Genomic DNA, 11,975 nt, shown 5'->3' with positions numbered 1-11,975 from the left:
AAGTTCATGAGCTTACAACGAAATGCAAGTAACGAAGAATGAAAGCGTTTGTCAACAGTCTGAGACTACCGATTGCATTGGCAGTCTAGGATATCACATAAAGTCTTGTAATAAAGTGTTAAATTCTTGTTCACTCATCTTCAAGTTTTGGTCAACAAGTGGTGTATCTGCATATCCAGGTACCTGTGCTTGATATGAAGGTGCTTCTTCGTTTTGATAAATAATTCCAGTCACTAGTCCTTCATTTTCCATCACAACTTTTATTGCTTCTTCGCGATTTGTATGATCATAACCCTCCACATCGGAAAGTTTTGTTAGGTTTTCTTTGAACCAATCATACGTATTTACTTTATTGTACGTTACGCATGGACTGAATACATTTATAAAAGAAAACCCTTTATGATTAATCCCCGCTTCGATGATTGCAGTCAACTCTTTAATATCAGATGAAAATCCTTGTGCTACAAAAGTTGCACCTGATGTTAGCGCTAATTCAAGAGGTTTAAGAGAGGGCTCAATTGCACCGCCTGGTGTTGATTTTGTTTTAAATCCTTCTGCTGACCTTGGAGAAGTTTGCCCTTTTGTTAATCCGTAAATTTGGTTATCCATTACTACGTATGTTAAATCAATGTTACGACGTATCGAGTGGATAGTATGTCCAAGACCAATTGCGAATCCGTCTCCGTCTCCTCCTGAGGCAATAACATGAAGATCTTTATTGGCCATTTTTAAGCCTTGTGCAATAGGTAATGCACGTCCATGGATACCATGGAATCCGTAAGAATGGATGTACCCAGAAATACGTCCAGAACAACCAATACCAGAAATAACAGCTAAATCATGTGGTTGGATTCCAACATTTGCTGCTGCGCGTTGAATTGCTGCTTGAACAGAAAAGTCACCACACCCAGGGCACCAGTTTGGCTTTACATTATTTCTAAAATCCTTAAATGTTACCATCTGCTAGCAACTCCTTTACTTGTTTTTCAAGCTGTAATGGTAAAAATGGTGTACCGTCGTATTTTGTTACATTTACTACTTTGTCATGTCCACCAACATTCATTTTTAAAATGTTCGCTAGTTGCCCTGTAGCATTATTTTCTACAACAACTACTTTTTTTGCATTTGCTACTAATGGTTGCATTTCCTCTACAGGGAATGGGTGAATTAATCGGATATGTGCATGATTCACTTTCATTCCTTGTGATATCAGTGTTTGTTGTAATTCCTCTAATACACCTCTAGTTGAATTGAAACCAACAAATAAGATATCTGCTTCTTCGTAAGGTACATTTTTATATACAGGTTCATTAAATTGAACATGCTTTAATTTTTTCATACGCTTGTCCATTTGAGCTATACGATTTGTAGCTGCTTCTGATGGCTTTCCAGTTTCATCGTGCTCGACACCTGTTACGTGGTGAATAGCATGTGCTGTTCCTGGTAAAACACGTGGAGAAACACCGTCTTCTGTTACTTCAAAACGTTTAAAATACGATTTATCCACTGATTCAGGGATTTCTTCGTTTTGAACTAATTTACCGCGTCTAATTTCAATTTTTGAATAATCAAATGGATCAACGGTTTGTTTACCAAGTGATAATTGTAAGTCAGACAAGATAATGACAGGAAGTTGTAATTCTTCTGCAATATTAAATGCTTGAATCGTATCAAAAAACGCTTCTTCTCCTGTACTTGGTGCAATAACTACTTTTGGAATTTCACCATGTGTTCCATAAATCATTTGCATTAAGTCAGATTGCTCTTGTTTAGTTGGAAGACCAGTTGAAGGACCACCACGTTGTGTATCCACTATTACAAGTGGCTGCTCTGTCATACCGGATAAGCCTATTGCTTCCATCATAAGTGAAAGGCCCGGTCCTGCAGATGCCGTAAACGCTCGTACACCGCCGTAGTTTGATCCAATTGCCATTGTTGCTGCAGCTATTTCGTCTTCTGTTTGAATGACTGCACCACCAAATAGCGGTAGCTTTTTAATCATATATTCCATGATTTCAGAAGCTGGAGTAATTGGATAGGCTGCCATGAAACGAACTCCTGCTGTTAGTGCACCAAGTGCAATTGCATCATTTCCAATCATGAACATACGATGTTTTCCATCTGCTTCAATTAGTTGCCATTCTCCTAAACGGTCCCCTAGTTGCTCAGCCATTACATCAAAGCCTTGTTGAATCGCCTGCATATTTTTTTCTACTACTTCTGTTCCTTTTTTACCAAAAATCTCATCTACCACACCTTGAAATACTGCTTTATCTAAGTTCAACAATGCGGAAGTTGCACCAATTGCCACCATATTTTTCATTAATGATGTACCTAACTCCGCCGCAATTTCCGTAAACGGAACAATATACATTGGTGCTAAACAATCCTCTGGAGAAACAGGTGAAAATTTAGCGTCTGCTAATATAACACTTTTTTCTGTAAGCTCTTTGTAATTAACATCGATTGTTTCTTGATCAAAAGCTACAAGTATATCTAAATCATCTGGGATTGTACGAACTTGCGTAGGTCGTACACAGATTTTATTATTCGTATGACCACCTTTAATACGAGAAGAGAAATGACGATATCCATAAAGGTAATATCCAAGGCGATTCATCGCCATTGAGAAAATCTCACCAGTACTTTCGATACCCTCTCCTTGCTGCCCTCCTACTTTCCAAGAAAGCTGTTGCAACATATAAACATCTCCTTACTATCTGGTTGAATGCTTTTACCTTCATTAGTTTATCACGAAGTAGTGATATTCACTATGTATTCACAATATTTTTCATGAAAATCAGACCTTTGACGGAATTGCTTCGTCACAATATATTCAGATTATCGTCACTATGTATGAAATGCTAAATTTTAGCCGCTACTTATGAAAGTAGCGGCTTTCAGACTTTAGACAAATTCGTTTTACAATGAATGGAGATGTATAAGAGAATCAGCAGGGCCCGCCACTTCGCTTTCAGTGGACTTGGCTTCAGCCTCCTCGTCACTGCAAAGTCACTGAAAAAGTCCCTATAATTCGATTTTGCCAAATGAGGTAGTCTAATATTCCAGTAAATAAGAAAATCGTTGAAACGGCTCCCTTTCCGGAGGCCACTGAAAAAGTCACTTTTTTTCAAAAAATAAAAACGAAATCCCATAATTCCTTCACTTTTTAGGGTGTTTATGGGGACGTCATGCCAATTTTGATACAAATATACTTCTCAAGTGGTGACTTTATTTTCTGAATTTTGGTTTTTCAGTGGCCTCCCTTTCCGCGGGCGTTGCCTCAGCCTCCTCGCTTCGCTGCGGGGTCTTCGACTAACGCTATTCCCGCAGGAGTGTCGCCTTCTTCAACGATTTTCTAGAAATGAAAAGTATTTATTAAAACAAAGATGGGTTTTCAGTGCCCTCATTGCAGTGAGGAGTATGCTTGGCGATTCTCCGCGAAAAGCGAGTAGCTTTTTCCGTTCAACTAGTCTTCATTCATTTTATAAGAAAAAAGATGGAACTCTTTCTAGCTAATCACTTTAATTTTATTAGGAATGCCTTCTCATAACAACTACTAGATTCCTTATACATAAAGGAAAAATTTACGAGAATCCTGCGAAAAAACGGAGCGTCCAAAACCCCGCACGAAGCATAGCGAAGGAGGAGGCTCGTCGCTCGCCCGTGGAAAGCGAATGCCAAAGCGATAAATTCTCTTAGGACTATTTGATAGATAATTTATTTGAATGACACTTTTTCAGTGCCCTCGTGTCTTTCCTGCGGGGTCTTCAGCTCAAGCTATTCCCACAGGAGTCTCCGTGGAGGGCCCTTCCTATTTTTCAGCGGAAAGCGCCCGCCTGAAGCGATTGCTACAGGAAAAGCACAATAATCACTATGTTCTTAATACATGTTGATTCATAAAAATGCATTTGTCGACAAGCTGTAAGCCGCTACTAATAAAAGTAGCGGCTTTAGGTTTATGAAAAAATATAAATCCGAAAGCATCCTCTTCAAACTGTCTTGAAATGCTTGTTTAGTAAGGCAACCTAAGTTCTTCGCACTAGTGGCATTAGTTGCCTTTCTTGCCTTTATCCAGCTCTCAAATAGACCTATAATTTACTCACCCAACTGAGTACAGTATTTTATGGGTAGTCTGAAGCTATTTTACTTTTTTTTCTACTAATAACTTCAAAGCAGTTCGATCTTCACCTGAAATAATAATATCTGTGAATGCAGGTGAACATGTTAAGTCTGTTCCACTTGGTGCGACAAATCCTCTTGCAATGGCAATAGCTTTAATTGCCTGATTTAATGCCCCTGCTCCTACTGCTTGCATCTCTGCATACCCTTGTTCTCTTATTACTGCAACCAATGCACCAGCAACTGAATTTGGGTTTGAACGAGAAGATACTTTTAAAGAATCCACTATCATTTCTCCTTTTATCGCTAGATTATGAACTTGCTTTCGTTCATAATCTAACCTATGCTTTAAGGAAATTTTTTAGACTCTTTTAACCTTTAAACGGATAATCTTCGTTAATATAAACTCGTTCCTGATGTACAGCTTTTCCATAATCGTTTACTTCCACAAAAAATCCACTTAATACTGAACGACCACTTTTTGGCACTTCAAAACGTGCTGGCATATTCGTTTGAAAACGGTATAATACATCTTCTTTTTTCATCCCTAAGACGCCATCATATGGTCCTGTCATACCAACGTCCGTAATATAAGCCGTTCCCTCTGGTAAAATACGTGAATCTGCTGTTTGTACATGTGTATGCGTTCCAACGACAACGGATGCTTTTCCATCTAAATGCCATCCTAATGCAATTTTTTCACTAGTGGCCTCTGCATGAAAATCTACAAATATGATTGGTGATATTTTTTTTGCTTCTTCTACCAATTCCGTTGCTTTCTTAAATGGATCATCATGAGGTGGTAAGAAAGTTCTTCCATGTAAATTAATAATAGATATAGTTTGTCCATTTTTAGTAATGGAGGTCATCCCTTTTCCTGGCGCTTCCTCTGAAAAGTTTGCTGGACGGATTAAATAATCAGTATCATCTATAAAGTCCATAATTTCTTTTTGATCCCATGTGTGGTTACCCATTGTTACAACATCTACACCCATATGCAGTAATGATTGAAAAATACTCTTTGTAATTCCACGTCCTGCAGCAGCATTTTCTCCATTCGCAATTACTACGTCTGGCGAGTATTTTCTTTTTAGTCTTGGTAAATAGCTTTCCAAAGTATCTCTTCCAATAGAACCAACTATGTCACCTATAAATAATATTTTCATCTATTTCTTCAATCCTTTCACGAAAAAAAGGCTTCTTTTCGAAGCCTTTCATTTATTATTTTGCGTATTCTACAGCTCTAGTTTCCCTGATTACTGTCACTTTAATATGACCTGGATAATCTAGCTCTTCTTCGATTCGTTTACGTATATCTCTAGCCAAACGATGCGCAGATATATCATCAATTTGGTCTGGACGAACCATAATACGAATCTCTCTTCCTGCTTGTATAGCAAAAGATTTTTCTACTCCATCGTAAGATTCAGAAATCTCTTCCAGTTTTTCTAAACGACGAATATAATTTTCTAATGTTTCACTTCTTGCACCTGGTCGTGCTGCAGATAATGCGTCTGCTGCAGCCACTAGTACGGCAATAACAGAAGTTGCTTCTGTATCTCCGTGGTGAGAAGCTATACTGTTTATAACTACAGGATGTTCTTTATACTTTGTTGCAAGCTCTACGCCAATTTCTACATGACTTCCTTCTACTTCATGGTCAATTGCTTTTCCAATATCGTGAAGTAATCCTGCACGTCTCGCTAGTGTAACATCTTCACCGAGCTCTGCAGCAAGTAAACCTGCTAAAAATGCTACTTCTGTTGAATGCTTCAACACATTTTGACCATAGCTAGTACGATAGCGAAGTCTACCTAGAATTTTCATTAAATCTGGATGTAAATTATGAATACCAACATCAAACGTCGTTTGTTCTCCAATTTCGCGAATTTGTTCATCCACTTCACGTCTTGATTTTTCTACCATTTCCTCAATTCGCGCAGGATGTATACGACCATCTTGTACCAATTTTTCAAGAGCTAAACGAGCAGTTTCTCTACGTATTGGATCAAATCCTGATAGAATAACAGCTTCTGGTGTATCATCAATAATTAAATCAATTCCAGTTAAAGTTTCAAGCGTACGAATGTTTCGACCTTCACGACCAATGATACGACCTTTCATCTCATCGTTAGGTAAGTTTACAACGGAAACTGTTGTTTCTGCTACATGATCAGCTGCAAAACGTTGTAATGCAAGTGAAAGAATCTCACGTGACTTTTTATCGGACTCTTCTTTTGCACGAGTTTCCGATTCTTTCGTCATAATAGCTATATCAGTAGTAAGCTCGTTTTCTACTTCTTGAAGAATAATTCCTTTTGCTTCTTCACGTGTTAACGTAGAAATTCTTTCTAGTTCGCTTTGTTGTTTTCCAACTAGCTCGTCCACTTTGCTTTCCATCTGTTCAATATGCTGTTGTCTTTCGGTTAGAGCATCTTCTTTACGCTCAAGACCTACTTCTCTCTTGTTTAGAGCATCATCCTTACGATCAAGATTCTCTTCTCTTTGTAATAACCGATTTTCCTGTTTTTGCAGTTCCATACGGCGTTCACGGATGTCAGATTCTGCTTCACTTCGTAATTGGTGAGTTTCATCTTTGGCTTCTAATAGTGCTTCTTTCTTTAACGCTTCTGCTTCTCGCTTTGCTTCATCTAAGATGAGTACAGAAGATTGTTTTGCACCAGTCACTTTTGAATCGTTCACTTTTTTTAGAAAAATATAACCAACAACGGCACCGACAAACAGACCAAGCAAAGCGGAGATGATAATTTCATATGGCATTTGAACACCCCCTATTGCTATACATTTTTAAGTTCAGTCGGCCCATACATGTAAACACATATATGTATTGCCTTTTTATCATAATATTAGTAAAGAAATTATACAGTTTTAATTGTATAGATGTAGAAATACTCTGTCAAGGAATCGGAAAGAATAGTTACAAAAAAAGTCTCCCAAAAATCGGGAGACTTTTTACATTTATTATTTTTCATCTAACAATAATTCGAATTCTTCGTCTTCTTCTTCAGGTTCATGTCCTGCAATTGTATAAGAGCCCGCAGTCATTCCTAGAGATTCACGAATTTTTACTGCAATTTCATTTTTAGTTGCTGGATTTTCTTTTAAGAATTGCTTTGCGTTTTCTCTACCTTGCCCTAAGCGCTCTTCATTATACGCATACCAAGAACCACTTTTTTGGACAATATCCATCTCAGATCCAAGATCGATAATTTCTCCTTCTTGAGAAATTCCTTCTCCGTACATGATGTCTACTTCTGCCGTTCTGAACGGAGGTGCTACTTTGTTTTTCACAACTTTAATTTTTGTTTTATTCCCAACAATATCCGTTCCTTGTTTTAATGCTTCTGCACGTCTCACTTCTAATCGAACTGAGCTATAAAATTTAAGTGCACGACCACCTGGTGTAACTTCTGGATTTCCGAACATTACCCCTACTTTTTCACGAATTTGGTTTATGAAAATCGCGATAGTATTTGATTTATTAATAGCACCTGAAAGTTTACGTAATGCTTGTGACATTAAGCGTGCTTGAAGACCAACATGGGAATCTCCCATTTCTCCTTCTATTTCTGCTTTCGGTACTAGAGCAGCTACTGAGTCAATAACTAAAATTTCCACAGCACCACTACGTACTAATGCTTCTGCGATTTCAAGTGCTTGCTCTCCTGTATCTGGTTGAGATAAAAGTAATTCATCAATATTTACACCTAATTTTTGTGCATATACGGGATCAAGTGCGTGCTCAGCATCAATAAATGCTGCCTGTCCTCCGTTTTTTTGAACTTCTGCAATCGCATGAAGTGCTACAGTTGTTTTACCTGAACTTTCTGGGCCATATATTTCAATAATACGTCCTCTTGGATATCCGCCAATTCCTAACGCTGCATCAAGCGCTAGAGAACCACTAGATGACGTTGAAATTTCTCGATCCGTCTTTTCTCCCAGTTTCATAATAGAACCCTTACCAAACTGTTTCTCTATTTGTTTTAAAGCCATTTCCAATGCTGCTTTACGATCGTTACTCAAAAGTATTTCCTCCTTATAAGAAAATCAGTTTTTTATTTCTACTACTACTATACTCGGTGTGTGAGAAATATACAAGAAAAAAGCGAACGTTTATTCGTTTATTTTTAACGACAATATAAATTTGAAAGCGAAAAACGGCTCAAAACTGAATTTTAGGCCGTTTTTATTGTATAAAATTTAATTTTGAGCGTTTCTAGAAAGATTAAATTTTCGCAATTCCCTCTTCACGAAGTAATCGTATTAAATAATGGATTGTAAATTTTACTGCTCTTAATCTATTTGTATTTCTCATACCAGTAAGACTTAATTTATAAGAAACTGGAGCCATTTGGTCTAAAGCTATACCAATCCAAACAGTTCCTGCTGGCTGTCCGCCATGTCCATCTGGTCCTGCTGCTCCTGTGATGCCAATTCCAATATTCGTTCCAAACTTTTCTTTTATTCGAACAGCCATTTCTTCCGCACATTGACTAGAAACTACCCCATAATCACTTAATAATTGTTGTTTAACACCTAACTGTTCTACTTTTATCTTTTCTGTGTATGTAATCATTCCACCAACTAATGCTTCGCCCATACCAGGTACTTCTGCTAGTTCAGATTGAAACAAACCAGCCGTCATACTTTCAGCTGCAGAAATGGTCAAGTTATTATCGATTAATAGTTCTCTAAGCTTAGAAGCTAGGGAGTCATTGTTATATCCATAAACAAAATTTCCTACTCTTTGTAAAATTTCGGCTTGAAGGGTTTCTATTTTATGCCATGCATCCTTTTCTGTGTCACTTTTAGCCGTTAGACGTAATGTGACTTCACCATCAGAAGCAAGTGGAGCAAGAGTAGGATTTGTTTGATTTTCCAGTAAATCCTGTACTTTTGTCTCTAATTCAGCCTCACCAATTCCATAGAAACGAATGACATGAGACAATATAATTGTTTCTTCATTGAGCAGTTTTGGTAGTAATGGTTTTGCTTCAAATTGGAACATTGGCTCCATTTCTTTTGGTGGCCCTGGTAAAAGTATATAAGAGTGTTTCTCGTTACTCAGGAGCATTCCAGGCGCCATTCCATGCTTATTTGGAAGAACAGTACAGCCTTCGAGAACCAATGCTTGTTTTTTATTGTTTTCGGTCATCTCTCGATTCATTCTTTTAAAAAAATCTTCGATATAAATTAAGGCATGATCATCCATTACTAATTTCTTGTTTAAATGATTAGCTATTGTTTCTTTTGTTAAATCATCTTTCGTAGGACCTAATCCACCAGTAAAAATGAGTAGATCCGCTCGTCCTTCAGCAATCTTTATAGAATCTAATAATCGATTCGGATTATCACCTACAACTGTATGGTAATATACATCAATTCCTAGCTCTGCAAGTTGGGAAGAGATAAATCTGGCATTCGTGTTTGAAATTTGACCTAGCAATAACTCAGAACCTACTGCGATTATTTCTGCTTTCATCTTAGTAATACTTCCTTCCTACTTTGAGTCAAGTAACACTTTACGATTTAAATAGAAGTAATCGAACCCTGACCATAACGTAAAGAATAATGAAACATATAGCATAATAGTTGCAAACGGGAATGAGAACATTTCAAAGAAAACATTACCTAGCAATAGTGAAGAAATAGCGATAATTTGAGTCCACATTTTAATCTTTCCAAGCTGATTTGCAGCAACTACTTCTCCTTCATTCGCCAATATCAATCTTAGTCCTGTAACAGCAAACTCTCGGCTAATAATTAGAATAACTACCCAAGCTGGGGCAATGCCAAATTGAACTAAAATAATAAGAGCAGCTGAAACAAGTAACTTATCGGCTAACGGATCTAAAAATTTCCCCATATTCGTCACTAAATTATATTTTCTAGCATAATATCCATCAATAAAATCTGTAATAGAAGCTATGATAAAAATAATCGCTCCTATTAAATGTCCGGTTGGAATTGTAGCTCCAAGAAAACTAACATCCCCCCAGTTAAAATCAACAAGCATAAAAAACATAAATATCGGGATTAAAAAAATCCGAAACATGGATATCTGATTTGGTATATTCATTTTCATGTAAAACGAGCTCCTTTGATTTTTCAAACAAAATAGCCATCTATTAGATGACTATTTGTTGAACTGTATTACTAAGTTTTGCGTAGTTCTATCGGTTGGAAATTCAACTATTTGATCATTCATATACAGCGTATTACCAGTAGTATAGCCCATACGGATACGAACTCTAGTAAAGCTAGTTGCATCTAATTCGTACGTTTGACCAGCATTAACCGCTTGATCAACCAAAATCTTATTGTCCTGATCTCTAATATTCAGCCACGTATTATTGGCTGCTACAATTTTCACTTTATAATTTTCAGCACCAGTTAATTCATATGTGGATGTATCACCTTGTGTTTCAATCAATGTCAATTGCTGCTCAACCTTTTCAGGTTCTTCTACAACCTCTTCTTTTTCCTCTTCAACTGGATCATTTTCTTCCTCAGCGTCTGGTTTAACTTGAGGTTGTTGTGGTTTTGTTTCAATGGTTAGACCATCTCCAGTATCCACTTGTTCCGGTGTATCTTTAGGTAAGTTTTGAAATAAAGTCCAAACAATAACAATAATTGCAATGATGAATAAACCAACAACGAGCATTGGAAAAATCTCCATGAACTTGTTAGAAGAACGACCACCTAGAGATCTTCTTGAAGGAGTAGCAGGGATATTTTTAGAAACATCCTCATTTGTTGGAGATGGGATTTCCATTTTATACGTTTCTAATAACTCGTCCCCATTCAATCCGACTGCATCTGCATATTGTTTTATAAACGCACGCACATAAAATGCACCTGGCATCGTTGCGTAATTTCCTTCTTCTATGCCAGCCAAGTATCTTTTTTGAATTTTTGTAATTTCTTGTAGATCATCAATACTGTATCCTTTTGCCGTTCTCGCTTCTTTTAAGCGAGCCCCTAATTCTGTCACCTAAAAACACCTACCCATTAAAAATTAAATCCACCAAATCCGCCAAATCCACCCATTCCATTGTCGGACATACTGTGGTTTTTCTCCATCATTTCATACGTAATTTGCTCTTCTGGACTATGACGAAGTTCAATAATATAGTCAAAATCGTCAATAGAATACTCTGAATGCTGGATAAACATATCCGGATGTTCTACGACTTTGATAGTAGGCATACGCATCATTTCTCTTACTAACTGTAAATGCTTTTCATCGTTTGAATTTCTCGTCACAATACCATCTAGTATGAAAATATTGCGGTCACTAAATTCATCCCCTGCAAGTTGACTTCTAATTGTTTGCTTAATCATTGTGGATGAAAGAAAAATCCATTTTTTATTAGCACATACACTTGCTGCTACAACCGATTCCGTTTTCCCTACACGAGGCATGCCTCTTATTCCAATTAGCTTATGGCCATCTTGTTTAAAAATTTCTGCCATAAAGTCTACGAGAAGCCCAAGTTCATCACGAACAAAACGAAATGTTTTTTTATCGTCGGCATCACGTTGAATATATCTACCATGTCGAACAGCTAAACGATCTCGTAGCTTCGGTTCTCTAAATTTAGTTAAATGGATTGTTTCCATTGTAGAAGCAATATGCTCAAAGCGTTCAATATTTTCTTTTTTTTCTGCTTTAATAAGCATACCACGTCGACCTTCATCCACTCCATTAATCGTGACAATATTCACTCTCAACATACCAAGTAAGGAAGAAATATCTCCTAAAAGTCCGGGACGATTTATTTGAATTTCGTATTCAAAAAACCACTCACTAGCCATTGCCCATCTGT

10 protein-coding genes and 1 pseudogene are annotated in these 11,975 nt (G+C 37.2%); 1 reads left to right on the top strand and 10 read right to left on the bottom strand.

All coding sequences use genetic code 11. The features are described 5' to 3' along the window. Positions 1–93: 93 nt before the first annotated feature. Positions 94–960 (bottom strand): 2-oxoacid:ferredoxin oxidoreductase subunit beta, encoded by an 867-nt coding sequence (locus tag FG384_RS05225; protein ID WP_142641527.1) that lies wholly within the window; start codon positions 958–960, stop codon positions 94–96. Further along, positions 947–2,701, bottom strand: a complete 1,755-nt coding sequence (locus tag FG384_RS05220; protein WP_142641526.1) for a 2-oxoacid:acceptor oxidoreductase subunit alpha — start codon at positions 2,699–2,701, stop codon at positions 947–949. Before FG384_RS05220 ends, FG384_RS05225 begins: the two co-directional genes overlap by 14 nt. Before the next feature lie 259 nt (positions 2,702–2,960). On the opposite strand from FG384_RS05220, the pseudogene FG384_RS20505 reads away from it, so the two are divergent. Then, positions 2,961–3,056 (top strand): annotated as a pseudogene (locus FG384_RS20505) (hypothetical protein); the annotation flags it as partial. 1,085 nt (positions 3,057–4,141) lie between these two features. On the opposite strand, the gene FG384_RS05215 reads toward FG384_RS20505, so the two are convergent. The 8 genes from FG384_RS05215 to FG384_RS05180 form a co-directional block, all read right to left on the bottom strand. Next, on the bottom strand, positions 4,142–4,408 hold the full coding sequence (locus FG384_RS05215; protein WP_093060206.1) for a stage V sporulation protein S: 267 nt from the start codon (positions 4,406–4,408) through the stop codon (positions 4,142–4,144). 85 nt (positions 4,409–4,493) lie between these two features. Further along, positions 4,494–5,288: a TIGR00282 family metallophosphoesterase gene (locus FG384_RS05210; RefSeq protein ID WP_142641525.1), complete on the bottom strand. Its 795-nt coding sequence runs from the start codon at positions 5,286–5,288 to the stop codon at positions 4,494–4,496. A 55-nt stretch (positions 5,289–5,343) separates the two neighbouring features. Next, positions 5,344–6,903, bottom strand: coding sequence for a ribonuclease Y (gene rny / locus FG384_RS05205; RefSeq protein WP_142641524.1), 1,560 nt, complete (start codon positions 6,901–6,903; stop codon positions 5,344–5,346). Positions 6,904–7,104: 201 nt separating this feature from the next. After that, a complete protein-coding gene (gene recA, locus FG384_RS05200; protein WP_142641523.1) occupies positions 7,105–8,169 on the bottom strand; it encodes a recombinase RecA in 1,065 nt (354 codons plus the stop codon). Between the two features lie 202 nt (positions 8,170–8,371). Then, entirely contained in the window at positions 8,372–9,628 is a 1,257-nt protein-coding gene (locus FG384_RS05195) for a competence/damage-inducible protein A (protein WP_142641522.1), read from the bottom strand. Positions 9,629–9,646: 18 nt separating this feature from the next. After that, a complete protein-coding gene (gene pgsA / locus FG384_RS05190; protein ID WP_142641629.1) occupies positions 9,647–10,225 on the bottom strand; it encodes a CDP-diacylglycerol--glycerol-3-phosphate 3-phosphatidyltransferase in 579 nt (192 codons plus the stop codon). A 57-nt stretch (positions 10,226–10,282) separates the two neighbouring features. Then, positions 10,283–11,140 carry a helix-turn-helix domain-containing protein gene (locus FG384_RS05185; RefSeq protein WP_142641521.1) on the bottom strand — a complete coding sequence of 286 codons (858 nt, stop codon included), beginning with the start codon at positions 11,138–11,140 and terminating at the stop codon, positions 10,283–10,285. 17 nt (positions 11,141–11,157) lie between these two features. Then, on the bottom strand, positions 11,158–11,964 hold the full coding sequence (locus FG384_RS05180; protein ID WP_142641520.1) for a DUF3388 domain-containing protein: 807 nt from the start codon (positions 11,962–11,964) through the stop codon (positions 11,158–11,160). Positions 11,965–11,975 lie beyond the last annotated feature (11 nt).

The organism is Psychrobacillus vulpis (genome assembly GCF_006861825.1).
GTDB classification, from domain to species: domain Bacteria; phylum Bacillota; class Bacilli; order Bacillales_A; family Planococcaceae; genus Psychrobacillus; species Psychrobacillus vulpis.
This window is presented reverse-complemented; position numbering and strand designations above follow the sequence as displayed.